This is a genomic window from Streptomyces odontotermitis, assembly GCF_050510915.1.
Classification (GTDB): domain Bacteria; phylum Actinomycetota; class Actinomycetes; order Streptomycetales; family Streptomycetaceae; genus Streptomyces.
In genome coordinates this window covers 318940-343912 of the sequence record NZ_JBNJLS010000003.1, presented here as the reverse complement: position 1 = coordinate 343912, position 24973 = coordinate 318940, and the positions used below count along the sequence as shown (strand labels likewise).

The window sequence follows — 24973 nt, the reverse complement described above, 5'->3', positions numbered from 1 at the left end:
CGTACTTACCGGTCACGCACTCTCGACAGACCAATGTGAGAGGGGTCACCCTGTCATTCATCCACGCGGGGAGGCATGGATGGGCAGGAGCCGCAGAACAATTCCGGAGGAGCTTCTGCTGCTCGCTTTGGACCCGGCCACGGGCACCACAGCGCAGCCGCAGTCGCTCGACCTGGGTCTGGCCGGAGCACAGCTAGTAGAGCTGGCGCTGGCCGGACGGATAGCCCCAGACGGGGATCGTATCGCCGTGGTGATGCCACGGCCGACCGGAGATCCGACTCTGGACTCCGCACTGGAACTGCTGCGCAGGCGCGGCAGCCCGGTTCGGGCCGTCCACTGGATCGGCGGGCCCCGACTGGGGCTGCGCCAGACGTATCTCTCGCACCTCGAGCGGTGCGGCATGGTTCATGCCGTCGCCGGTCAGATGTGCGGAGTGCTGCCGACGACTCGCTACCAAGCGACGGACACGGCCATCAGCCGGGAGATCAGGTCCCGGCTGGACAGCGCGATCCGCACCGGCGTACCACCGGACCCGCGGACCGCGGCGCTCGCCGCACTGGCCCACGCGGTCGGCCTCGGCAAGCACCTGTATCCCGGCAACGAGGGGCGTTCATCCCGCTCCCGCCTCCGGGATCTCATCAGGCACGACCCCATGGGCGGCCTCGTGGCGCACGCCGTGATGGACGTTCAGAACGGTGTGGCGGCCCAGCCGCGCCGCAGCCCGGCGCCGGCAGCCGCTGCCGGATCGGTCGGCCGCAAGGCGGACCGGACAGCTCCGGATCCCGGTCGCGTCGACCAGGTTCCGCTGCAGTCGCGCCGCGGAGCCATGGCTCGCGCCGTGGCCCACTGAGGCCGCACCGGCACCACCTCTTCACCCGCTGCAGCAACCGCCGCAGCAACCATCACCGCTCACGCACCACCTGCACCACACGCACCATCCGCACCACAACGCACGACCCGCAGCACCATGCACCAGCGCCGCACCGCAGTCCCCCAGACCCGGTTCGGGAGCCGCTGGGCCGCGCGGGGCCGGGGCCCACCGGGCCGCCGCCCCGCGCGGCCGCATCACTTGAGTCCGCACTGCTCACGCGCGCCTCACATCCGCTGTTTCCCAGCGGCACGAAGCCCCTTGGTGGCACTCTGCTGAACAGCAGATACGCAAAGTAGAGGCACGTAGCCGGAGGTGCACGTCCCGTGGCGTCCAATGTCAATCCCACTGTCAGGCGGCGCCGGTTGGGCCAGGAGCTGCGCCGGCTCCGAGAGCTCAAGGGCATGACGGCGGAAGAGGTGGCGGAGAAGCTCCTCGTCTCGCAGTCGAAGATCAGCCGCCTGGAGAACGGGCGTCGGTCGATCAGCCAGCGCGACGTCCGCGACCTGTGCGCGGTGTACGAGGTCGAGGACCACCGCATCGTCGACTCGCTCATGCAGATGGCCAAGGACTCGCGCCAGCAAGGCTGGTGGCACTCCTTCGGCGACATCCCTTACAGCGTCTACATCGGCCTGGAGACCGACGCGGCCTCGCTGCGCGTCTATGACCCGCAGGTCGTGCCGGGACTCCTGCAGACCCGGCCGTACGCGGAGGCGCTGATCACCGGCGCGCTCCCGGAGACCACCCCCACCGACATCGAGAAGCGCGTCCAGGTGCGCATGCGCCGCCAGGAGCGCATCGCGGCGCCGGAGAATCCGCTGCGCCTGTGGACCGTCCTCGACGAGGCCGCGCTGCGCCGTGTCGTGGGGACACCGCAGCTGATGGCCGAGCAGCTGGAGTACCTCGTCGAGCAGTCCCAACTCCCGCATGTGACCGTGCAGGTGATCCCCTTCCACATGGGGGCTCATCCCGGCCTCAATGGCCAGTACGCGATCCTCGAGTTCCCCGACGCGTCCGATTCGAGCGTCGTCTACATCGAGGGCGTGACCAGTGACCTGTATCTGGAGAAGGCCAACGACGTCCAGAAATACAGCGTCATGTACGAGCATTTGCGGGCACAAGCCCTGAATGTGGACCAGTCGCGCGAGTTCATCGCCGACATCGCCAAGGATTACACGCGCTGAGTCCGTTTTGTGAGCATGGGGCAGCCCCGGGCGGGAAGGCGCCGCACGGTACACCTTCGCCGCGTCGGGGCGGAAGGCCCCCCTGGAATATGCCATCCGGTTGAGTGAACGACCCCTTCACGCGCCGATGTTGGCGAGTAGCGTCATTCACGCCAACAGGACAGAACGTTGGCGGATACCGCACTCATGCGGTTCCCACTGGTGACATCACTCATCAACAACTGGGCGAATCGGAGCAAACATGGCAATCAAGCAGGGCACTTCGCATGCATGGATCAAGTCCTCGTATTCCACGGGAAATGGCGCATGCGTCGAGGTCAAGTCCCCGATCGTGGAGGCGATTTCCGTCCGTGACTCCAAGGTCACCGAAGGGCCGGTCCTCGCCTTCCCCGCCGCATCATGGACCGCGTTCGTGACCGAGGTCAGCCGGGGTGCCTCCGACCTCCGGTGATGACCGAGATCCCGGCGATATCCCGAAGATCGATCAGCTCGGTTCAACAACTGCATACGCTCCACCGAAAGAGCCCTCTCGACTGGCCCGCCGTCCCGGCCGAGGGGGCTTTCCCCTGGCGTGGGCGCCCTGGACGGTTCTTGAGGCGCCCCACCTCGGGACTCGACCCCCGCCCCCGTATCGGCCTGGACGGCCTCGTCCTCAAACGCCGGACGGGCTAGTGCCGCAGCTCGTTCACGTACGCGTCCGTGCCAGGGATCGTCGGGATGAACGGCGCCACCAACTCCACCTTCCCCAGGCCCCCCTCGGCCACCGCCGCGTCCAAGCCCGTGAAATGCCGCTCCCAGCACTCCCGCGGATCCTCCTCCAGGAACCACAGCAGGGTCAGCCGCGTGTCGACGCCCTCGACCTGCTTCACGTACGTCATCCGGTCCCCCGGCAGCGGCGTCGGGCGGAACAGGACGACCATCGCCGCCGGTGACCCGGCGAGCCGCTTCGGCAGATACGAGGAGCGCAGCCACTCCAGCAACTCCGCGCGCTGCCCGTCCCCTTCGGCGTCGACGACCTGGACGACGAGCCCCCGGTAGGGGTGGTCGAGCGCGTGCAGGTCGCGCGGGCCCGCCGCGCCGTCCCGGTAGACCGTCGCCGCGTGGTCCTGGAAGGAGGTGAAGACATGGGTGCGGTCCTGGTAGACCCGGCCGTCCCGGTTGAGCCGCTTGTTGATGCCGACGGTCCACTTCATGTGGTCGTCGTAGCGCCCGTCCGTGATCCAGTACGTGGAGATGTAGCACCCGGCCGTCACCGGCTGGGCCACCGCCGACTGCTCGGGGTAGCGCAGGAGTTGGAGCTCCCGGGTCGCGACCCAGCGGCGCCCCGCGTACATCCAGGGCATCGCCATCGCGCCCGCGTAGTAGTGGTCGTCCTCGTACCAGCGGTTGTACGCGTACTCATGGCCCGGGTGCGGCTCAACCATGGTGATCAGCGCATGGCCCGGGTGCGTCCCGTACGGGCCGACGGCGGCCAGCTCGGCGTACACCTCGCTGCGCGTGTCCTCACTCATGCCTCCACCCTTCCTTCTTCCGGCAGTGGCCCATACTCTGACGCCCCGTCAGACAATCCGCCAGACGTCGCCACCGACTTCGGAGGGCCGCACATGCTCCTCGCAGACAAGACCGTGATCGTCTCCGGAGTCGGCACCGGGCTCGGCCACGAGGTGGCCGCCGCCGTCGTGCGCGACGGGGGCAACGCCGTGCTCGGGGCGCGCACCGAGGCCAACCTCGCCAAGTCGGCGGCCGAGATCGACCCCGACGGCAGCCGCACCGCGTACAAGAGCACGGACATCACCGACGAGAACCAGTGCGAGGCGCTGGCGGCGCTGGCCCTGGAGCGGTTCGGGCGGATCGACGCGGTGGTCCATGTGGCCGCCTGGGACAGCTACTTCGGCGGGCTCGCGGACGCGGACTTCGCGACCTGGCAGGGCGTGCTCGACGTCAATCTGCTCGGCACGCTGCGGATGACGCGCGCCTGCCTACCCGCCCTCAAGGAGCGCGGCGGCTCGGTCGTCATCGTGGGCACGCAGTCGTCGGTGGCCGCGCCGAGCGAGGTGCACCAGGCGGCGTACGCGGCGTCCAAGGGCGCACTGACCTCGGCCATGTACTCCCTGGCGCGCGAGCTCGGGCCCGCGCGCATCCGGGTCAACACCGTGCTGCCCGGCTGGATGTGGGGTCCGCCGGTGGAAGCCTTCGTCCAGTTCCAGGCGCACACCGAGGGAATCCCGGAGGACCAGGTCCTGGCCCGGCTCACGGACCGGATGGCGCTGCCGGAGCTGGCCACGGACGGGGACGTGGCGGACGCGTGCGCGTTCCTCGCCTCGGACCGGGCGCGGGCGATCACGGGTCAGTCGCTGCTGGTGAACGCGGGCGAATTGATGAGGTAGGCACGTCGCGCACCCTCAAGGGCCGTACGGGACACGCCCCGTACGGCCCCTTTTGTGACCCGAGAACGGTCATGTATCTGAACCGAGGTCACCAAGCAGAACGATTTTACTTCCCCTTGACTCGTCGGGCGGTTGTCCGTGCCCTGTGACCCAACCCACGATGAGCGGGCGATTCGCGACCGACACCGGGCTGCGCGGCGAACTGGCAGCCAGTTCACGGGAGTTCAGCTGGGAGCAGCTGGGTTCACAAGACGGACCCCAAGGAGGGCGCATGAACGGTCTCGACTGGGCCGTGCTCGTCGGCTACTTCGGCGTGATGGTCGCCATCGGCGTCTGGTCCCACAAGCGCGTCGACAACGTCAGCGACTTCTTCACCGCGGGCGGCAAGATGCCCTGGTGGCTCTCGGGCATCTCGCACCACATGTCCGGCTACAGCGCGGTGATGTTCACGGGCTACGCGGGCATCGCCTACACCTACGGCGTCACCTCCTTCGTCACCTGGTCGTTCCCGATCGCGCTCGGCATCGCCATCGGCGCGCGGCTGTTCGCCCCACGGATCAACCGGCTGCGCTCACGCCTCCACGTCGCCTCTCCGCTGGAGTACCTGAAGAACCGCTACAACCTCGCGACGCAGCAGGCGCTCGCCTGGTCCGGGATGCTCCTGAAGATCGTGGACGTGGGCGCCAAGTGGGCCGCGATCTCGACGCTCCTGTCCGTCTTCACGGGCGTCTCCCTGAATCAGGGCATCCTCATCACGGGCGTGATCACCGCGATCTACTGCACGATCGGCGGCCTGTGGGCGGACGCACTGACGGAGCTGGGCCAGTTCATCATCCAACTCCTCGCGGGCATCGCGATGTTCATCGCGGTCGTCGCCAAGCTCGGCGACTTCGGCGGCTTCTTCGGCGTCTGGGACCGCCCCGAACTGGACGGCCACGCCAAGCCGCTGGTGGGCCCCTACGGCACGGTCTTCCTGCTCGCCTTCCTCTTCATCAAGCTCTTCGAGTACAACGGCGGCATGCTCAACCAGGCCCAGCGCTACATGGCGACGGCCGGCCCGCAGGAGGCGGCGCGCTCGGCGAAGCTGTCCGCGGCGCTGTGGCTGGTCTGGCCGGTGGTCCTCTTCTTCCCCATGTGGATGTCACCGCTGCTGGTCGACGCGAAGAAGCCGGACGGCTCGGACGCGTACGCCCTGATGACCGAGAACCTGCTGCCACACGGCCTGTTGGGCCTGGTCATCGTCGGCTTCTTCTCCCACACGATGGCGATGTGCTCCTCGGACGCGAACGCGATCGCCGCGGTGTTCACCCGGGACGTGGCGCCGGTCCTCGCCAAGTCGGCGCGGTCCTGGACGGAGCGGGCCGGCCTCCTCGCGGCACGGCTCACCACGGTGATCTTCCTGGGCCTGTCGATGGCGGTGGCCACCCAGGTCAACTCGCCCACGTTCAAGGACATCATCTCGGTCGTCATCCGCTGGGTGGCGGGCCTGATGGGACCGATCGCGATCCCGATGATGCTGGGCCTGCTGCGCCCGTTCCGCCGCTGCGGCCCGACCGCGGCGCTCACCAGCTGGGCCATGGGCCTGCTGGCCTTCTGGCTGGTCAACTACCCGATCAGCTGGAACGTGGAGGGCGGAGTGCCGCTGCAGTACCAGGTGTCGGTGCCGCTGGCGGTGTCGCTGGTCCTGTACGTGGTCATCGGATACGTGAAGCCGGAGGACACTCCGGAGCGGGACGCGCTCATCGAGCGGATCAACGCAGACGGGGACAGGGACGGGGACGGGATGCCGGGTGGGGCGGCGTCGGCCGCCGTGCCCGCGCAGGGTGCGCGGGACGGCGTGGCTGACAAGGGGTGAGCCTCAGAGGATCGACGTGCTCGACGTGATGTCGGAGTCGACGAGGGAGTCGCTGTCGCCGCTGGAGCCGTTGCCGGTCGCCGGCGGCGGGCAGTGGGGGGCGGCGGCCGGGGCGGCAGCCGGGATGGTGCGGTCCTGGTGGGCCTTGGCCCTGCTGAAGAAGCCCTCGTAGAAGGGGTCGGCGCTGAAGGGGGCGCCGAAGGGGACGGAGGACGCGGCGGGGCCCTGGCCGGAGTTGGGCCACGGGTCGTGGGCGGGGGCCGCGGTGGCGGTGGCGGCGGCTGCGGTGCCGAGGAGGGTGAGGGCGAGGAGGGGGGCGGTGAGGAAGCGGGGTGCGTTCATGGGGGCGACGCTAAATCACCCGGTACAGGTGATTGGTTCCTCAATCGCCGGTTGAGCCTGTTTTCCCCCGGTACGGTCAACGGAGTTGGGTCGGGCGCCGTAATGCCTCCGTCGGTTCTTGCCCCCCCCGATCGGCCTGGAGATAGCCCGTCCGGCGATTGAGGACGAGCCCTTGAGGCGATACAAGCCCACCCAGGGGCGACGGAGTCGCCGGATCGGGAAGGGGCGGGGTTGGGGAAAAGGCCCCCGGCAGGGGTGGCGGTCAGGCTCGGGGGTAGCGGGAGAGCCAGCCCGGGGCCGAGGAGGCCGGGCCGTGGAGGGCCGGGCCCTGGGTCATCTCCATGGCGAAGTCGTCCGCCAGCTCAAGGATCGTCGCCCGGCCCTCCAATTCGCTGAGCCAGGCAGGGGGAAGCGCCGTCTCGCCGTGCAGGGCGCCCAAGAGGGAGCCGCACAGCGCACCCGTCGCGGACGAGGCACCGCCGTGGTTCACCGCGAGGCGCAGACCGTGCCGGATGTCCTCCCCCACCAGCGCGCAGTACACCGCCACAGCGAGCGCCCCCGGCGCCGACCTGTCCTCCCCCGCCAGCTCCTCCACCCGCGCGGCCGTCGGCATCCCCTGCCGCACCGCGCCCAGCGCATGCTGCAACGCGTCCGTCACCTCCTGGTGGCCCGGCCGCGCCGCGAGGAGCGCGAGGGTGCGCTGGACCGCGCCGTCCAGGGACTCGCCCCGGGCGAGGCCGTGGACCAGGACCGTGTGCGCCCCGGCGGTGAGGTACGCGCCCGCGTGGCCGTGCGTCTGCACCGCGCACTCGACCGCGAGCTGCAGCACCAACTGCGGCTCCCAGCCGACCAGAAGGCCGAAGGGGGCGGAGCGGGTCGCCGCTCCCGGGCCCCGTTCCTCGGGGTTCCTCGGAGCGTCGAGGGAGCCCATCGCCTCGTCCGCCAGCGCCAGCAGGCAGGCCCGCTCAGGAGCCCTGCGCGAGTACAGCCACTCCTCCCGCGCCAGCCACCCGTCCTCCTTGCGCCGTTCGTCGGGGCCCCAGTCGCTCTGGGTCGCGGCCCAGCGGCGGTACGCCCGGTGGATGTCGGTCGGGGGGTGCCAGGCGCCGGTGTCGCGGCGGACCTGCGCCCGTATCAGGCCGTCCACCGTGAACAGGCTCAGCTGCGTCGCCGCCGTCACCGCACCCCTGCGGCCCTGCGCGGCCGCCGGTTCCGTCAGGCCCTCCGTGCCGTGCGCCGACGTGATCTCCGCGAGGGAGAGGGCGTCGACCGCCGCCCCGAAGGCGTCGCCGATCGCCGCGCCGAGGAGGGTGCCGCGGACCCGGCTGCGGAAGTCCTGCTGCTCTGCGCGCCCCCAGACGCCGGTCGTCGCTGCGGTCACCGAGCCCTCCCTCCCCGCGCTGCGCCACCTGCAACACCTGCGATGCCTGCAACACCTGCTCCACGCCGTTCTCCGGCGTCTCTGGCTCAGCACTGTAATCGACCAGGAACGTTCGGTTCAGGCACCAAGTGTTATGAGCGAAGTCGCCCTTCAGGCCGGTTTTGAGCGGCGTTCACCGGAGATTTCCCAGGCCCTCGCCTCACCCTCAAACCATCCCCCCATGCATCCCATCCAGCCCCGCCCCCTCGGCCGCTCCGGCTCCTTGACTCGTGTCACGCGCTCCTCGGGCGTCCTCGCCGCCGCCACCCTCACCGCGCTCGCCGCCACCGCCACCGCGACCGCCGCGCCCGCCCACTCCGACGCCCACTCCCACGCCCACTCCCACGGGGCCGGGCACCACACCTCCCGCATCCCCTTCACCGAGGCCACCGTCACCGCCGAGCAGGGCGAGCCGGGCACGTACACCGTCGCCTGGTCCGCGCCCGGGGTGCGGCGCGTGGCCGTCCGTACCGACGACGGGCGCACCGTCGCGTCCGGCGGGGCGCACGGGCGGGTCACCGTGCGGGGGCTGCCCGCCGGGGCCGACCGGCAGTGGTTCGACCTGGTGCCCTCGCGCGGTGGCTCGCTCCGGCTCGCGGACCGGCTCATCAAGCTCGACGGGACCGTCAACTTCCGTGACGCGGGCGGCTATCGGACCGCCGACGGGCACTGGGTGACGATGGGCGCCGTCTACCGCTCCGACGCCCTCGACAAGCTCACCGCCGCCGACCTCGCCAAGCTGCGGCGGCTCGGCATCGGCACCGACATCGACCTGCGCATGGAGTCGGAGCGCGGCAAGGACCCGGACCGGGTGCCCCAGGGCACCTCGTACGTCGTCGCGGACGTCCTCGCGGGCTCGGGTGCCTTCACCTCGATGCCCAGGACGGCGGCCGAGGCCGTCGCCATGATGACCGAGGGCGAGAAGTTCATGGTCAGCGGTGACAGCGCCAAGTCCGCCTACACGGACGTCTTTTCGCGGATCGGAGCGGCACACGGCCGGCGCGGGGTGCTGTTCCACTGCACCGCAGGGAAGGACCGGACCGGGTGGGCGAACGCCGCCCTGCTCACCGCCCTCGGCGTGCCGCGCGCCACCGTCATGGACGACTACCTCGCCTCCAACGACTACCGCGCCGAGGCCAACGCCGCCGCCCTCGCCGCGCTGCCGCCGGAGCAGGCCGCCGTGTACAAGCCGATGCTCGACGTGCGGCCCGAGTACCTCAACTCCGGGTTCGCCGAGGTGGAGGAGAAGTTCGGCTCCTTCCGTACGTACGAGAAGCGGGCCCTCGGGCTCGACGCGCGCGAGCTGCGCGAGCTGAAGCGTGAACTGCTGGTGGGTTAGGGGGTGCCGGGGGGTGTCGGGGGCCTGCCGGTCCAGCCCGGCGCGTCCGTCTCGCCCCTGAGGCGGGCCAGTTGCTGCCGGGCCCACTCGTAGTCCGGCTTCGCCTCCAGCGCGCGCTCCAGGTCCGCGACCGCCGCCGCCGTCCGGCCGAGGCCCTCGTTCGCGAGGGCGCGGCTGCCCCAGGCCCAGGCGTACCCGGCGTCCATCCCGATGGCCCGGTCGTACGCGGCGATTGCCTCCTCGTACCGTCCGGCGAAGCGGTGCACGTCGCCCCGCTCCCCCACCGTGTACTGCGCGGTCGGGTCGAGCTCCTCCGCGCGGTCCAGGTCCGCGAGGGCCCCGTCGACGTCGCCGAGCGCCGAGCGGACGTGGGCCCTGCGGACCAGGGCCCACCTGTACTCGGGCCACAGGGAGATCGCCCGGTCGAAGTCGTCCAGGGCTTCGTGGGCGCGGCCCAGCAGGAAGTACGTCTGGGCCCTGCTGGCCAGGGTCTTGGCCTCGCGCGGGGCGAGTGCGTGGGCGCGGCCGAGTTCGCGCAGGGCCTCGTCGTAGCGGCCCATTCTGCGGTACGTGTCGCCGCGCTCCCTGGGCACCCATTCCACGTCGGGCCCCGTCAGCTCCTCCGCCCTGTCGAAGTGGTGGAGCGCCTCCTCGAAGTCGCCCGCCGCGCGCCGCAGGATTGCCAGGCCGTGGTGGCCCCAGGGGTCCTGCGGGTCCACGGCGAGCGCCCGCTCGTGGTCGGCGAAGGCCAGCTCGGGCTGCCGGGTGATGAAGTAGTGGTAGCCGCGGGCGTTGTAGGCCGCCACACGGCCCTCCTGGTCGAGTTCCGAACGGGAGAGGAGGAGCGTCAACGCCTCTATGGGGCCCTGCCGTTCGTCTTCGAGGAGGGTGAGGAACTCCTCCCCCAGCTGTCTGAGGTCTGCTGCTTCCGGGGCGTGGGCCGCGCCGTCCTCCCCCGCGTCGGCCACCGCCCGCGCCCACTCGCGGGCCGCCGCCACCTCGGCGCGGCACGCGTCCACCCCGTCCCGCAGCGCCTCCGCGAGCGCGGCCCGCGGTGCGGCGCACAGCCGGTGGTAGAGCTCCTCGACGCGCAGGGCCGACCAGTCGGGCCACAGCCAGGGGCGCCCGTACACGTCGTCGCTCAGCTCCCGGGCCCGCGCCTCCCGCCACTCACCGAAGGCCGCCGCGAGCCGCGTGTGCGCCGAACTCGCCTCCTGTGGTGCGGAGTTGAGCTGCTGCCTCAGCATCGGGGCGCGCACCACGTCGTGGTAGCGGGTGACACCGCGCCGCTCGGTGACGAAGGGCAGGGTGCGCAGCCATGCGTACAGCACGCCGTGACCCTCCTCGGAGACCTCCGCCAGCGCCACGCGCGCCACCTCCCCGTCGAGCCGGCGCGGCAGCGCGCAGGCGAGGGCGGCGGCCCGGCGGACCGGGTCCCGCTCCCACTTCAGGAAGCGGTCGACCGCCGTCGCGCTGGGGTCGTCGATGCCCTCAAGTCCCCTTCTCTCCGCGCCACTTCGGGCCAGGGTCGACACCAGGACGGGCAGGCCGCCGGAGAGCCGCAGCATCTCGCGCACGACGGGTTCGTCGGTGACCCCGCGCGCGGTGAGCAGCTCGCGCGCCTCGGCCTCCGTGAACTCCCGCAGGGGCAGGTCGGCCACATAGGCGAGGGCGCCCTCCCAGCGGACCGGGTCGAGGGGGCGCTGGCCCGCGAGGGTGACGACGACGTTCCCGGGCAGGGGGCCGTGGCGGTCCGTCGTCATGACGTCGTGCAGCCAGGCGTCGAGGAAGGGCGCCGTGCGCTCGTACGTGTCGAAGAAGAGGGCGATCCAGGGGGCGTCGTCCGCGGCGTCGGCCAGCTCGGACAGGAGCACCGGGGTGAGCGCGCGCTCCGGCTCCAGGACCAGGCGCACGTCCTCGTGGTTGCGGAAGCGGGCCGCTATCAGGTCCCTGAACCGCTCGGCGCCCTGGGCGAGTTGGGCGGGGTCGAGGGCGCCCGTCACGGCCCCGGCGCCGGGCACGACGGCACCGATCCCGGCGAGCCCGATGCGCGCGACGGCCACGCTCCCCGCGGAGGGGCCGCCCTCCGACGGACCGCCCCCGGAAGGGTCGCCCACCGCCACCACCGCCTCATGGCTGCGCTCCCGGTACGCCGCGAGCGCCCGCTCCAGCGACTTCAGCGTCCGGCCCTGCCGGGCGAACTGCTCGGCGATGTCCGCCATGACCTCCGGCACGGAGCCCGCCGACTCGTCGGCGTACGCGGTCAGCGCGCCCCGGTCGCGGGCGATGCGGATCAGCTCGTGGACGAGGGAGGACTTGCCGACCCCGGCGTCGCCGTGGACGTGGAAGAGGAAGCGGTGCCGGTCGTCGTCCGGCGACGTGTCCAAATTGTCCCGGTAGAGGCGGAGTTCATGGCGGCGGGCGATGAATCCGGCGGCCGTGCGGCGGCGGATCAGCTCCTGCATGGACGGGCGCCGGTTTCCTCGCATGACTGAACCTCTACCCCACCCCTGCCGCCGCGTCGACCGGCTGCCCGGCGCTGCCCTGCGCTGCCCGGCCGTCCGGCGACATATGAATGAACTGCCGGTGTACAACCCTGCGTTCGAGTCACTCGTCTTCTCCTACGTCACAGTCTTACCCCACAGGAGAAACAGTGCGTCGTTCAGTCATTGCCGCCGTCGCCGCCGCCGCGCTCGCGACGCCCCTCGCCCTGGTCGCCACCGCGGGCAGTGCCGCGGCCGCCCCGGTCCCGCCGCGCAAGCCCGTCGTGGACTTCAACCACGACGGGTACGCGGACGTCGTGGTGTCCGCGCCCTTCGGCACCGTCGACGGCAAGGAGTCCGCCGGGTACGTGTCCGTCCTGTACGGGTCCGCCTCCGGGCTCGACAAGGCCCACGCCAAGACCGTCAGGCGAGGGGCCGACGGAGTGCCCGCCGGGAACAGCAGCGACTACGAGTTCGGGTGGCGCACGAGCGCCGCCGACCTCGACGGGGACTCGTACACGGACCTCGTCGTCAACGGCATCGGGCCGTCCCCGGACGTCGTCCTGTGGGGGTCCAAGGACGGTCTCGGCGCGGGCGGCAGCAACGCGCTGCCCGACCTGGTCGGCGGCTCCGCCGGGGACTTCGACGGCGACGGGCACGTGGACCTCGCGGTCTCCGGGCTCCCCGAGGACGACGACCCGAACAACGACGACGCGGGCATGACCATCTCGTACGGGCCGTTCGAGCGGTCCGGGAAGCCCGCGCGGCAGGACTCCATCGTGACCGGGCAGACCTTCGGGCCCGGCGACCTCATCGCGGGCGACATGACCGGGGACGGCGTCGACGACCTGGTCACCAGCCACGGCTTCGAGGAGATGGCGTACAAGAGCCAGTTCTGGAAGGGCGGGGAGACCGGCCTCGCCCACACCTCCAAGCCGATCGCCTCCACCCTGGGCGGCGCCATCGCGGACCTCAACGGCGACGGCTACGGCGACCTGGTCGCCCGCGACAACGGCACCAGCAACGACGACAACGAGAGCGACAAGGGCACCATCCGCATCGAGTACGGCAGCGCGTCCGGGCCCGACTCCGCGCACGCCAAGAAGATCACGCAGGACACGGCCGGGGTGCCCGGCGTCGGCGAGGAGGGCGACCAGTTCGGCGCCTCGGTGAGCGCGGGCGACGTGAACGGCGACGGGTACGCCGACATCGCGGTCGGGATCCCGGGCGAGGACCTCAAGGAAGGCACCAGGAACGTCTCGAACGCGGGCAGCGTCGTCCTCCTCAAGGGCGCGAAGACCGGTGTGACGGGCACGGGTTCACAGGCGTTCACGCAGACCACGGAGGGGGTGCCGGGCTCGTCCGAGAAGGACGACCAGTTCGGCCGCACGACCCTGCTGCGCGACGTCAACGGCGACAAGAAGGCGGACCTGACCGTCGGCGTGCCCTCGGAGGACGGGACGTTCGCGGACTCGGGCGCGGCCTGGGTGCTGCGCGGCGCGAGCGGCGGGCTCTCCACGACGGGCATCGACTCGTTCGGCCCGAAGGCTCTCGGGGCGCCGGAGAAGGACGCGCAGTTCGGCTACTTCCTGGGCAACTGAGGCAGCCGGTTCCCCGGGGCGGCTGAGCCCCCCGCCGCGAAGGGTCCGTGTGCGGAAGCTAACGTGTCGACTCGGCACGTCAGCTTCCGCTTCCGACCCATCGACCGTACGGGGACCTCCATGCTCACGCGGCACAGCAAGCGCATAGCCCTCTTCCTCTCGGCGGGAACGGCGCTCTCCCTCGCCCTCACCGGCTGCTCGTCGGACTCCGGCGACGGCGGCACGTCCGGCGCCGACGGCAAGCCCGCCGCCGACAAGGCGCCCAAGGGCGTCGTCACCGAGGCCGAGGCGAAGAAGATCGTCGACAACTATGTGAAGGTCAACAACCAGGCGAACGCGAAGGCCGACGCCGGGCTGCTCTCCACCGTGGAGGGCGACGGGCTCTTCGAGCAGAGCAAGGCCGTCTACAAGACGGACAAGAAGTCCTCCGCCAAGCGGAAGGCCGAGGCCAAGAAGCCCTTCTTCTACGTGGACCGCGACTACCTCATCCCCTCCCGCGCCTCCGGCGCCACCTGGTTCGCCCTCCACATGCGGCAAGCGAACGCCAAGGGGAAGGTCACCAGCGACGCCGGCGCGCAGGGCACCCTCGTCTTCGACCGGGAGAACGGCGGCCCGTGGAAGGCCGTGTGGAGCGGCTGGACCTACAAGAAGGACCCGAAGACACCCGCGTTCACCAAGGACGCGGGCGGCTTCGTCGAGCCGGTGACCGACACCGCCAAGAAGACGGGTGTGCTCGCCCCGGACCAGATGGACGACGCGCTGGTCTCCATGTACGACTCCAACAGCAAGCTGGGCGACAAGGTCGGGGCCTCGCAGACCACGAAGTGGATGACGAAGTTCCCGCTGGACCAGAACAAGATGCTCAACCCGGGCGGCTCCGCCGAGTACAAGGCGGGCAAGAACAAGAACACGAAGGTCTACGCGCTGAAGACGAAGGACGGCGGCACCGTCACGTTCTTCAACGCGGTCGTGCACGAGTACATGCACGCCACCGACCCGAACGCCCGGATCACGCCGTCCGAGCAGATGGCCGTCTTCATCGGCAGCAAGAAGGACGAGCTGACCTTCGTCAACAACTACCTGCACCAGGCGGAGGCGTTCATCCCCGCCAAGGGCACCGTGGACATGGTCACCTCCGGCTACGCGATGACCAACTCCGAGGGCCCTCAGCGGGGATTCTGACCCCGCCCCGTCAGTCCAGTACGGGCAGCAGCTCCGGCAGGTGCCCGTCCGACGCCGCCGCGGCCCGCACCCGCTCCTCGGGGACCTCCCCGTACAGCGTGGTGCGCGGCCGGGCCGGGCGGCCCGCCGCGTCCGCGATCGCCACGAGGTCCTTGATCGAGCGGTAGGAGCCGTAACTGGAGCCCGCCATGCGGGAGATGGTCTCCTCCATCAGCGTGCCGCCCAGGTCGTTCGCGCCCGAGCGGAGCATCTCGGCGGCGCCCTCGGTGCCCAGCTTCACCCAGCTGGTCTGGATGTTGGGGATGTAGGGGTGCAGCAGCAGCCGCGCCATCGCGGTGACCGCCCGGTTGTCGCGGGTCGTGGGGCCGGGACGGGCGATGCCCGCCAGGTAGACCGGCGCGTTGGTGTGGATGAACGGGAGCGTCACGAACTCCGTGAACCCCTCGACGCCCTTGTCGAGCGCCGCCTGCTGGACCGAGGCCAGCGTGCGGAAGTGGCCCAGCCAGTGGCGGGGCTGGTCCACGTGCCCGTACATCATCGTCGAGGACGAGCGGATGCCGAGCTCGTGCGCGGTCTGCACCACCTCGATCCAGGTGGCCGTCGGCAGCTTGCCCTTGGTGAGGATCCAGCGGACCTCGTCGTCGAGGATCTCGGCGGCCGTGCCGGGGATGGAGTCCAGGCCCGCCTCCTTGGCGGCGCTGAGCCATTCCCGTATCGAAAGCCCGGTCCTGGTCGCGCCGTTGACGACCTCCATCGGGGAGAAGGCGTGCACGTGCATGCCCGGCACGCGCTCCTTGACGGCGCGCGCGATGTCGAAGTAGGCGCTGCCCGGCAGGTCCGGGTGGATGCCGCCCTGCATGCACACCTCACTCGCGCCGACCTCCCACGCCTGCTGGGCGCGGTCGGCGACCTGGTCCAGGGAGAGGGTGTAGGCGTCGGCGTCGGTGCGGCGCTGGGCGAAGGCGCAGAAGCGGCAGCCGGTGTAGCAGACGTTGGTGAAGTTGATGTTGCGCGTGACGATGTAGGTGACCTCGTCGCCGACCACGGTCTTGCGCAGGTCGTCCGCGACGGAGCACAGCGCGTCCAGGGCCGGGCCGTCCGCGTGCAGCAGGGCCAGCGCCTCGTCGTCGGTGAGCTTCGTCGGGTCGTCGGCCGCGGTGGCCAGGGCCGCGCGGACGTCGCCGTCGATGCGCGAGGGCACCATGCCGGGGGCGGCCTGCTCGCGCAGGGCCTCCCAGTCGCCGTACACCTCGTCGAAGTCGTCGCGCCGGTCGGAGGTGCGGCCCTCGGTGTCGATGGTGCGGTGCAGATCGGTGCGGCCGGAGGAGGCGACGTAGCCCTCGTCGGGCTCCTGCCAGGGGTGGCCCTCGACCACCGCGTCCGGCACCGCCAGGCCCGTGTCCGGGTCGGCCAGCGCCCGCACGTGCGGCAGCAGGCGCGGATCCAGCCACGGCTCGCCCCGGGTCACGAACTCCGGGTACACGCACAGCCGTTCACGCAGCTCGAACCCGGCGGCCGCCGACTTCTCGGTCAGCTCCGCCAGCTTGGGCCAGGGCTTTTCGGGGTTGACGTGGTCGATGGTGACCGGCGAGACGCCGCCCCAGTCGTCGATGCCCGCGCCGATGAGGCGGGCGTACTCGCCGTCGACCAGGTTCGGCGGGGCCTGGAGGTTGCCGGCCGGGCCCATGATGTGGCGGGCGACGGCGACCGTGGCGACCAGGTCGTCCAGCTCGGCGTCCGGCATGCCGCGCATCGCCGTGTCCGGCTTGGCGCGGAAGTTCTGGATGATCAGCTCCTGGATGCCGTGGTAGGAGCGGGCCACCCGGCGCAGCGCGAACAGCGACTCCGCGCGCTCCTCGAAGGTCTCACCGATGCCGATCAGCAGCCCGCTGGTGAAGGGCACCGACGAGCGGCCCGCGTCCTCCAACACCCGCAGCCGGACGGCCGGTTCCTTGTCCGGGGAGCCGTAGTGCGGCTGCCCCGGCTCCGACCACAGCCGCTCGGCCGTCGTCTCCAGCATCATGCCCATGGACGGGGCGACCGGCTTGAGGCGCTGGAAGTCCGTCCACGTCATGACGCCCGGGTTCAGGTGCGGAAGCAGCCCCGTCTCCTCAAGGATCCGGATGGAGATGGCCCGGACATAGGCGATGGTGTCGTCGTAGCCCTCGGCCTCCAGCCACTCGCGCGCCTCCGGCCAGCGCTCCTCCGGCTTGTCGCCGAGGGTGATCAGGGCTTCCTTGCAGCCCAGTTCGGCCCCGCGCCGGGCGATGTCCAGGACCTCGTCGGGGGACATGAACATCCCGTGCCCGGCCCGGCGCAGCTTGCCAGGGACTGTCGCGAAGGTGCAGTAGTGGCACTTGTCGCGGCACAGCCGGGTCAGCGGGATGAAGACACTCTTCGAATACGTGATGACGCCGGGCCGGCCCGCGGCCTCCAGGCCCGCGTCCCGCACCCGCGCCGCCGACGCGGTCAGGTCGTCCAGATCGGCCCCGCGCGCCTGCAGCAGCACGGCGGCCTCGGTGACGTCGAGCGCGACCCCGTCCCTGGCGCGCCTGAGCGCCCGCCGCATGGCATTGGCGGTCGGTCGTTCCTGCTGGCCGGGGCGCGGGGTCGGCTCGCTGTTGGTCATGTCATTGAGCATACGAGCGACAACGTTTGAGTCGTACAGGTACTTCCGCTGCCCATGCATGGCCCTTTCACGGGTACGTGGCGAACGCGTCTCACAGGTACGTGGCGAACGCGTCTCACAGGTATGTGTCGAACGCGTCGAGCGTGGCGAGGACCTCGCGCTCCCCGGCCGCGGGCAGCTGCACGATCACCTCGTCCACGCCGAGCTCCGCGTAGTGCGCGAGCTTGCCGTGGTCAGGGGTGACGGCGGTCAGGGCCACATACAGGTCGGCCGGGTCGCGGCCCGCCGCGGCCCAGGCGGTGCGCAGGGCGGGCAGGGTCTCGCCGAGTCCGGCGCCGCCGATGGGCATCCAGCCGTCCGCGTACTCCGCGATGTGCGCGAACAGCTTCGGCCCGGCCGCCCCGCCGATGAGGGTGCGCGGACCGAACAGCGGTCCCTCGCGGCGGGTCCGGGGCTTCCGCAGCGGCTTCGGATGCACCTCACTCGCCCGTACGCTCGCGAACTCCCCTTCGTACGCGGTGGGCCGGTCCGCCCACAGCGCCCGCATCACGGCCATCCGGTCCCGCACCAGGGCGCGCCGCCGCGGCCAGTGCACGCCGTGGTCGGCGGCCTCCTCGCGGTTCCAGCCGTAGCCGATGCCGAGGGTGACGCGGCCGCCGGAGAGGTGGTCGAGGGTCGCGAGCTGCTTGGCGAGGTCGACGGGGTCGTGCTGGGCGATCAGCGCGATGTTGGTGCCGAGCGCGATCCGCCCGGTGACGGCGGCGGCCTGGGCGAGCGCGACGAAGGGGCTCAGCATCCGGGCGCACTCGGGCGGCAGCTCGCCGCCGGGATAGGGGGTCTCGCGCGGGACGGGGATGTGGGTGTGCTCGGGCAGATAGAGCCCCGCGTAGCCGCGCCGCTCCAGCTCGCGGGCGAGCGGGGCAGGGGCGACGGTCTCATCCGTGAGGTAGAGCGTGGCGGAGATGAGCATCGCCAACTCCTATACGAGCGGAGCGTGTTAGTCCATGGTGGTGAGCTGTGAGCCTGAGCGTGCGGGCCGGAGGGAGCTTTCCCATGCGGATGCGGTGGATGGCGGTGGGGGTGCTGGTCGGTGCGCTGCTGTGCGGCGCGGCACCGGCCACGGCGGGCGCGGCGCCTTCGAGGGCGGCTGCCGCGTCGACGGCGACACCGGCGCCGCTCGACAGCCAGGTGCAGGTCACCACGGTCAAGGTGACGCTGAAGGAAGAGCCTGCCAGGTCCAAGCCGTACAAGCCGAAGAAAAAGAAGAAGCCCAAGGGCGGCTTCGTGGGCGGGCTCATCACGGCCCTGTTCGTGCTTGCCGTGATCGTGCTCATCGTCTACATGGTGCGCAGGATGCGGCGCCGCAACTGACCACGGGCGACGGAAAGCTCCTGGCCCCCTTCCCTTACAGGGGAGTTCACGGCTGAATACCAGGGTTGCCCGCACCACCCATGTCACTCAGCGACCCTGGGGAGCCGCAGCATGTGCGAAGACGGACACCACGACATCGGAAGACGCACTCTGTTCGTGACGGGCGCCGCCGCCGCGCTTACGTTGGGCAGTGTGAGCTTCGCGAGCGGCGCCGAACGGCGCGCCCCGGCGTCGGGGCAGCAGGAGACGAAGACGGTGCGCGGCACCCTCCCGCCGGGGTCCCCGGACTTCGTGTACCTCCCGGTGGAGGTCCCCGCGGGCGTGCGTGAGCTGCACGTCGCGTACACGTACGAGAAGCCGACGGTCCCCGCCGGGACGCCCGGGAACGCCCTGGACATCGGCGTCTTCGACGAGCGCGGCACGGCGCTCGGCGGCAAGGGCTTCCGCGGCTGGTCGGGCGGGGCGCGCACGGAGTTCTTCCTCCGCGCCGACGAGGCGACGCCCGGCTACCTCCCGGGCCGCATCCGCCCCGGCACCTGGAACATCGCGCTCGGCCCGTACACGGTCGCGCCCCAGGGCCTGCCGTACACGGTGACCATCACCCTCACGTACGGGGAGCCCGGCTCCACCCCCGAGCCGTCGTACCCGCCGGAGCGGGCGAAGGGCCGGGGACGGGCCTGGTACCGGGGCGACTGCCATCTGCACTCCTGGTACTCGGACGGCCGCCGCACCCCCGCCGAGATCGCCGCCCTGGCGCGCGCGGCGGGCCTCGACTTCATCAACACGTCGGAGCACAACACGCACTCGGCGCACGCCCATTGGGCCGACCAGGCGGGCGACGACCTGCTGATCATGCTCGGCGAGGAGATCACCACGCGCAACGGCCACGTGGTGGCGCTCGGCATCGAGCCCGGCACCTTCATCGACTGGCGCTACCGGGCCCGCGACAACCGCTTCGGCCACTACGCCCGGGAGATCCGCCGCGCGGGCGGCCTCGTCGTGCCCGCGCACCCGCACGCCACCTGCGTCGGCTGCAACTGGAAGTTCGGCTTCAACGAGGCGGACGCGGTGGAGATCTGGAACGGCGTCTACACCCCCGACGACGAGATCACCCTCGCGGACTGGGACAACACCCTGGTGGCGGGCGTGCGCGCGGGCCGCCGCGAGTGGCTCCCCGGGATGGGCAACAGCGACGCGCACCGCGACCCGGACCGCGTCGGCGGCCCCCAAACGGTGGTCCTCGCCGACGACTTGACCCGTGAGGCGATCCAGGAGGGCATCAAGGCGGGCCGCTCGTACGTCGCGGAGTCCAAGTCGGTGGAGCTGACGTTCACCGCGTCCGGCGGCAAGGGCAGGCAGGCGGGCATCGGCGGCCGCCTCGACGTCGGCCGCGACGACCCGGTCACGGTGCGCCTGGACGTGCAGGGCGCCCCCGGCTGCACGCTGCACATCGTGACGGACCAGGGCACGCTCTTCACGAGCCCCGCGCTCCCGGAGTCCGGCACGGGCACCGCCGAGTGGCGGACGACGGCTTCGTACGCGGCGTACGTACGGGCGGAGGTGCGCCACGCGCCCGTGGTGACGGGACTTCCGGGGCCCTTCGCGGCGCTCACGAACCCGATCTTCCTGGGGAGTTGACGGTCCGGCGGGCCCGCACCGGCGGGCCCGCACCGCCGGGCCGCTGCCACAGGCCGGGTCCCGCCGCGGTGGTGGCGGCGGGGGGTCACCAGACGATCGCCTGCGTCTCGCTGTACGCGTGCAGCGCGTACGAGCCCACGTCCCGGCCCACCCCGCTCTTCTTGAAGCCGCCGAACGGCGCCTCCATGTTCCGGCCGATCGTGTTGACCCCGACGCCGCCCGCCCGCAGCCGCCGCGCCACCCGGAACGCCCGCGCCACGTCGCCCGACCACACGTAGTCGATGAGCCCGTACTCCGAGTCGTTGGCGAGCGCGACGCCCTCCTCCTCGTCGTCGAAGGGCACCACCACGACCACGGGACCGAAGATCTCCTCGCGCACCACCCGCATGTCGTTGGTGCAGTCGGCGAGGAGCGTCGGCGCGACGTAGAAGCCCTTGTCGAGGCCGGGCCCGGCGGGACGCTCGCCGCCCGCGACGACCCGCGCGCCCTCCTTCCTGCCCAGTTCCACGTACGACTCGACGCGGTCCCGGTGCGCCGCCGAGATCACCGGACCGACGACGGTGCCCTTCACCGCCGGGTCCCCCACCTTCATGAAGCCCAGATAGCCCGTGAGCTTCTCGATCAGCTGGTCGTACACGGACCGGTGGGCGATGACGCGGGTGGGCGCGGTGCAGATCTGGCCGCTGTAGAAGGCGAAGGTCGTGCCGATCCCCGAGACCGCCGAGTCCAGGTCCGCGTCCTCGAAGACGAGGGCGGCGCCCTTGCCGCCCAGCTCCATCAGCTGCCGCTTCATGTGGCGCCCGCACACCTCGCCGATGCGCTGCCCCACCGACGTCGACCCGGTGAAGCTGACCATGTCGACGTCCGGGGAGTCGACGGCGGCCTCCCCGACCTCGACCCCCGTGCCCGAGACCACGTTCACCACGCCGCGGGGCACCCCCGCCTCCTCCAGGGCGGCCGCCATCCGGAACACCGACAGCGGGTCCTGCGGCGCGGGCTTCACCACGACGGTGTTGCCCATGGCGAGGGCGGGCGCGACCTTGCCGGCCGGGTTGGCCCACGGGTTGTTGTAGGAAGTGATGCAGGTGACGACGCCCACCGGCTGGCGCACGGCCAGGGCACCGACGACGCCCGCCCTGCCCATCGGCCCGGCCTCGCTGATCTGCGGCGGAAGCCCCTCCTCCACCGGCTCAAGCGCACCCTTGGCGTACCGCTTGAAGCGGGCCACGGCCACCGCGACCTGCATGCCGCGCGCCGTGCCCGTGGTCGCACCGGTCTCGGCCCGCGCCAGCTCCGCGTGCGCCGCCACGTCCCGGCGCATGATCTCGGCGGCCCGGTCGAGCACCCCGGCCCGCTCCTCGGGAGAGGTGCCCGACCACGCGTCGAAGGCGTCGCGCGCCGCCCCGGCCGCCGCGTGCACCTGCGCGCGGCTGGCCTCCGGGGCGAGCCCCACGACGCCCTCGGTCGCGGGGTTGATCACCTCGTAGTGGCCGCCGTCGGGCTCGACCCACTCGCCTCCGATGAACAGCCTTTCCGTCACAGGCTTCTGACCGTTCGTCACTTGGTGCTCACCGTCCTGGTGTCGCGTCCGGAGCGCAGGATCGTCCCGGGCGTCGCCCCGGTCACGACGTCCTCGCGTATCGCCTCGACCCCGTTGACCCACACGGCGTTCACGCCGATCGCCTTGGAGTCCAGGCGCGGGCTGTCGCCCGGCAGGTCGTGGACGAGGGTGGCCTTCCCTGCGTCGATCTTCTCCGGGTCGAAGAGCACCAGGTCCGCGTGGTAGCCCTCGGCGATCCGTCCGCGCTCGCGCAGTCCGAAGAGCTGCGCGGGGTCGTCGGTCAGCATCTTCACGGCCTCCTCCAGCGAGGCCAGCTTGCGGCCGCGCAGACAGTCGCCGATGAACCGGGTCGTGTACGGGGCCCCGCACATCCGGTCCAGGTGCGCGCCCGCGTCCGAGCCGCCGAGCATGACGTCCTCGTGCCGCCAGGTCTCGGCCCGCAGCGCCCACGAGTCCGGGTCGTTGTCGGTCGGCATGGGCCACAGGACGGTCCGCAGTTCGTCGTTGGCACAGATCTCCACGAGGCACTCGAAGGGCTCCTGCCCCCGCTCCTCGGCGATGTCGCGCACGACCCGCCCCGTGAGCCCTTCGTTCGCCTCCGAGTACGTGTCCCCGATGACGTACCGGCCGAAGTGCGTGAGCCGCCGGAAGACCCCCGCCTCCTTGCTCGTGGCGCGCCGCAGCATCTCCGAACGCACCTCGGGGTCACGCAACTTGGCGATCCGCTCCGGCACGGGAAGGCCGAGGATCTCCCCCCACCCGGGGATGAGGTTGAGCGCGCAGAAGGTCCCGAGGGACATGTTCATCGGAGTGAGGATCGGCATGGTGAGCGCGACGATCCGCCCGCCCGCCTTCCGGGCCCGCTCGCTCGCCACCAGCTGCCGGGGCACCCGCTCCGGTACGGCGGCGTCGATCGTCAGCACGTTCCAGTTGAGCGGCCGCCCGGCGGCGGCGCTCATCTCGACGAACAGCTCGATCTCTTCGTCGCTGAACTGGTCGAGGCACCCGGCGACGATGGCCTCCAGCTGGGTCCCCTCGTGCTCGGCGACGGCCTTGGACAGCGCGATCAGCTCCGCGGGCCCCGCGTGCCGCGAGGCGACGGGCTGCCCGTCCCCGTCCGAGTGCGACGACGACTGCGTGGTGGAGAGCCCCCAGGCGCCCGCCTCCATCGCCTGGTGGAAGAGCGCGAGCATCTCCGCCAGCTGCGCCTCGCTGGGCTGCCCGCCCACGGCGTCGGCGCCCATCACGTACCGCCGCAGCGCGCAATGCCCCACCATGAACCCGGCGTTGACGGCGACGCGCCCCTCCAGGGCGTCCAGGTACTCCCCGAAGGAGTTCCAGTTCCAGGGCGCCCCCTCCTCCAGGGCCACCAGCGACATGCCTTCGACCTTGGACATCATGCGCCGCGTGTAGTCGGCGTCGCCGGGCCGCTCCGGGTTCAGCGGCGCCAGCGTGAACCCGCAGTTGCCGCCCGCGACGGTGGTCACCCCGTGGTTGAGGGAGGGCGTCGCGTACGGGTCCCAGAAGAGCTGGGCGTCGTAGTGCGTGTGCGGATCGACGAACCCGGGCGCGAGAACCTTGCCGGAGGCGTCCTCGCCGGACCTGAACTCCTCGGCCACGGTGCCGGGTTCGGCGATCACGGCGATGCGGCCGTCGCGTATGCCGACATCGGCGACGACGGCGGGGGCACCGGTCCCGTCGACGACGGTCGCGCCTTGGATGAGGTGGTCGAGCATGACGAGGTCCTTTCCCACTGTCCCTGTCTGATCCCGCTGTGCCTGTCTGGTCCCGCTGTGCCTGCTCCCGGTCCGACTGCCTGACCTCATGGCGGAACCCCGGCCTCCGTCCGGGAGGGGAGGCCGGGGTGGCTGGGGGTTACGAACCCGACGCCTGCCGCATCCGGGTCGTCCGGTGAACCGGGTCCGTGTCGATCTTGGGAATCACGTGCTCACCGATCAGCTTGATCGTGTTCTTGGTGTCCTCGGGCGAGATCCCGATCGGCAGCCCGAACGACAGCTGGTCCGCCCCCGCCTGCTCCCACCGCTTGCACTGCCGCAGCACCTCGTCCGGGTCACCGCAGATCATCAGCTCCTCGGCGATGAGCAGCTCGATGATCTCCTCGGTGTACTCGGGCAGCACCTCCGGCCACTCGGGGATGCCCTCGGGGCGCGGGAAGGTGTCGTGGTAGCGGAAGACCAGCGACTGGAGGTAGTTGAGGCCGCCGTTCACGGCGATCTGCACGGCCTTCTCGTGCGTCTCCGCGCAGATGGCCGTCGACGTCACCATGACGTTGTCGTTGACGAAGTCCCCGACCGGCTCCGCATCCGGGATGGCGGACTTGTACTGCTCCAGGACCCACTCCATGTCGGAGACCTTCTGCACGCTGAAGCCGAGGACGCCGAGCCCCTTCTTGGCGGCCATCGCGTACGAGGAGGGGGACCCGGCCGCGTACCACATGGCGGGGTGCGACTTCCCGTACGGCTTGGGGAAGACCTTGCGCGGCGGCAGCTGCCAGTGCTTGCCCTGGAACCCGACGTACTCCTCCTGGAGCCACATCTTCGGGAACTCGGCGATGGTCTCTTCCCAGATCTCCTTGGTGTAGTTCATGTCGGTCACACCAGGGATGAAGCCGAGGATCTCGTGCGAACCCGCCCCGCGCCCGCTGCCGAACTCGAACCGCCCCTCGCTGAGGTGGTCGAGCATGGCGACCTTCTCGGCGACCTTCACCGGGTGGTTGACCTGGGCGAGCGGGTTGAAGATGCCGGAGCCCAGGTGGATGCGCTCGGTGGCGTGGGCGAGGTAGCCGAGGAAGACGTCATTGGCGGAGAGGTGCGAGTACTCCTCCAGGAAGTGGTGCTCGGAGGCCCACGCGTACTTGAAGCCCGCCTTGTCGGCCTCGATGACGTACTCGGTCTCCTCCATCAGCGCCTTGTGCTCGGCGAGCGGGTCGGTCTCGGCCCGCTTGCCCACGTATCCCTGTACAAAGAGCCCGAATTCCAAGGCGGTTCACCGTCCTCGTGAGTTCCTGACAAGTTTCTGACGAACCGTCAGATTCGATGTGCCGACTGTTTCACCGCACGGGTGGAGCGTCAATAGTTGATGCACCGTCAGAT

Annotated in this window: 19 protein-coding genes; 10 read left to right on the top strand and 9 right to left on the bottom strand. The window is 71.1% G+C overall.

What is annotated here, in order from left to right:
* Window positions 1-79: 79 nt before the first annotated feature.
* The 3 genes from ACQB60_RS12345 to ACQB60_RS12335 all read left to right on the top strand — a co-directional run bounded on the left by ACQB60_RS12345 (window position 80) and on the right by ACQB60_RS12335 (window position 2503).
* Window positions 80-850, top strand: coding sequence for a GOLPH3/VPS74 family protein (locus ACQB60_RS12345; RefSeq protein WP_496925957.1), 771 nt, complete (start codon window positions 80-82; stop codon window positions 848-850).
* Window positions 851-1194: 344 nt separating this feature from the next.
* A complete protein-coding gene (locus ACQB60_RS12340) occupies window positions 1195-2052 on the top strand; it encodes a helix-turn-helix domain-containing protein (protein WP_496925956.1) in 858 nt (285 codons plus the stop codon).
* A 241-nt stretch (window positions 2053-2293) separates the two neighbouring features.
* Window positions 2294-2503 (top strand): DUF397 domain-containing protein, encoded by a 210-nt coding sequence (locus ACQB60_RS12335; RefSeq protein ID WP_384840596.1) that lies wholly within the window; start codon window positions 2294-2296, stop codon window positions 2501-2503.
* 217 nt (window positions 2504-2720) lie between these two features.
* Here the strand turns inward: ACQB60_RS12335 and ACQB60_RS12330 are convergent, their stop codons facing one another.
* Window positions 2721-3563, bottom strand: coding sequence for a hypothetical protein (locus ACQB60_RS12330; protein ID WP_496925955.1), 843 nt, complete (start codon window positions 3561-3563; stop codon window positions 2721-2723).
* 93 nt (window positions 3564-3656) lie between these two features.
* Between ACQB60_RS12330 and ACQB60_RS12325 the strand changes: the two genes are divergently transcribed.
* Both ACQB60_RS12325 and ACQB60_RS12320 read left to right on the top strand, forming a co-directional pair.
* The gene (locus ACQB60_RS12325) at window positions 3657-4439 is read left to right on the top strand and encodes an SDR family oxidoreductase (protein WP_496925954.1); all 783 of its coding nucleotides are present in this window, start codon (window positions 3657-3659) and stop codon (window positions 4437-4439) included.
* Between the two features lie 271 nt (window positions 4440-4710).
* Complete coding sequence (locus ACQB60_RS12320; RefSeq protein WP_496925953.1) at window positions 4711-6294, top strand: sodium:solute symporter family protein; 1584 nt, start codon at window positions 4711-4713, stop codon at window positions 6292-6294.
* Window positions 6295-6297: 3 nt separating this feature from the next.
* On the opposite strand, the gene ACQB60_RS12315 is transcribed toward ACQB60_RS12320, so the two are convergent.
* Window positions 6298-6636, bottom strand: coding sequence for a hypothetical protein (locus ACQB60_RS12315; RefSeq protein ID WP_496925952.1), 339 nt, complete (start codon window positions 6634-6636; stop codon window positions 6298-6300).
* 262 nt (window positions 6637-6898) lie between these two features.
* Window positions 6899-8017, bottom strand: coding sequence for an ADP-ribosylglycohydrolase family protein (locus ACQB60_RS12310; RefSeq protein WP_496925951.1), 1119 nt, complete (start codon window positions 8015-8017; stop codon window positions 6899-6901).
* Between the two features lie 220 nt (window positions 8018-8237).
* Here ACQB60_RS12310 and ACQB60_RS12305 point away from each other — a divergent pair, with 220 nt between their 5' ends.
* Window positions 8238-9395 (top strand): tyrosine-protein phosphatase, encoded by a 1158-nt coding sequence (locus ACQB60_RS12305; protein ID WP_496925950.1) that lies wholly within the window; start codon window positions 8238-8240, stop codon window positions 9393-9395.
* Here ACQB60_RS12305 and ACQB60_RS12300 read toward each other — a convergent pair.
* Complete coding sequence (locus tag ACQB60_RS12300; protein ID WP_496925949.1) at window positions 9392-11860, bottom strand: tetratricopeptide repeat protein; 2469 nt, start codon at window positions 11858-11860, stop codon at window positions 9392-9394. The genes ACQB60_RS12305 and ACQB60_RS12300 overlap by 4 nt on opposite strands.
* A 188-nt stretch (window positions 11861-12048) precedes the next feature.
* Here ACQB60_RS12300 and ACQB60_RS12295 point away from each other — a divergent pair, with 188 nt between their 5' ends.
* Window positions 12049-13479: a hypothetical protein gene (locus ACQB60_RS12295; RefSeq protein ID WP_496925948.1), complete on the top strand. Its 1431-nt coding sequence runs from the start codon at window positions 12049-12051 to the stop codon at window positions 13477-13479.
* Window positions 13480-13599: 120 nt separating this feature from the next.
* Window positions 13600-14661, top strand: a complete 1062-nt coding sequence (locus ACQB60_RS12290) for a DUF8094 domain-containing protein (protein ID WP_496925947.1) — start codon at window positions 13600-13602, stop codon at window positions 14659-14661.
* Window positions 14662-14671: 10 nt separating this feature from the next.
* On the opposite strand, the gene ACQB60_RS12285 is transcribed toward ACQB60_RS12290, so the two are convergent.
* Both ACQB60_RS12285 and ACQB60_RS12280 read right to left on the bottom strand, forming a co-directional pair.
* The gene (locus ACQB60_RS12285) at window positions 14672-17230 is read right to left on the bottom strand and encodes a bifunctional FO biosynthesis protein CofGH (protein ID WP_496926170.1); all 2559 of its coding nucleotides are present in this window, start codon (window positions 17228-17230) and stop codon (window positions 14672-14674) included.
* A gap of 175 nt (window positions 17231-17405) precedes the next feature.
* The gene (locus ACQB60_RS12280; protein ID WP_496925946.1) at window positions 17406-18260 is read right to left on the bottom strand and encodes an LLM class F420-dependent oxidoreductase; all 855 of its coding nucleotides are present in this window, start codon (window positions 18258-18260) and stop codon (window positions 17406-17408) included.
* Window positions 18261-18343: 83 nt separating this feature from the next.
* Between ACQB60_RS12280 and ACQB60_RS12275 the strand changes: the two genes are divergently transcribed.
* Both ACQB60_RS12275 and ACQB60_RS12270 read left to right on the top strand, forming a co-directional pair.
* The gene (locus ACQB60_RS12275) at window positions 18344-18661 is read left to right on the top strand and encodes a hypothetical protein (RefSeq protein ID WP_496925945.1); all 318 of its coding nucleotides are present in this window, start codon (window positions 18344-18346) and stop codon (window positions 18659-18661) included.
* Window positions 18662-18772: 111 nt separating this feature from the next.
* Window positions 18773-20299: a CehA/McbA family metallohydrolase gene (locus ACQB60_RS12270; protein ID WP_496925944.1), complete on the top strand. Its 1527-nt coding sequence runs from the start codon at window positions 18773-18775 to the stop codon at window positions 20297-20299.
* Between the two features lie 85 nt (window positions 20300-20384).
* On the opposite strand, the gene ACQB60_RS12265 is transcribed toward ACQB60_RS12270, so the two are convergent.
* The 3 genes from ACQB60_RS12265 to ACQB60_RS12255 form a co-directional block, all read right to left on the bottom strand.
* Window positions 20385-21839, bottom strand: coding sequence for an aldehyde dehydrogenase family protein (locus tag ACQB60_RS12265; RefSeq protein WP_496925943.1), 1455 nt, complete (start codon window positions 21837-21839; stop codon window positions 20385-20387).
* Between the two features lie 17 nt (window positions 21840-21856).
* Entirely contained in the window at window positions 21857-23596 is a 1740-nt protein-coding gene (locus ACQB60_RS12260) for an N-acyl-D-amino-acid deacylase family protein (protein ID WP_496925942.1), read from the bottom strand.
* A gap of 139 nt (window positions 23597-23735) precedes the next feature.
* Window positions 23736-24860 (bottom strand): LLM class flavin-dependent oxidoreductase, encoded by a 1125-nt coding sequence (locus ACQB60_RS12255; RefSeq protein ID WP_496925941.1) that lies wholly within the window; start codon window positions 24858-24860, stop codon window positions 23736-23738.
* Between the last annotated feature and the right edge of the window lie 113 nt (window positions 24861-24973).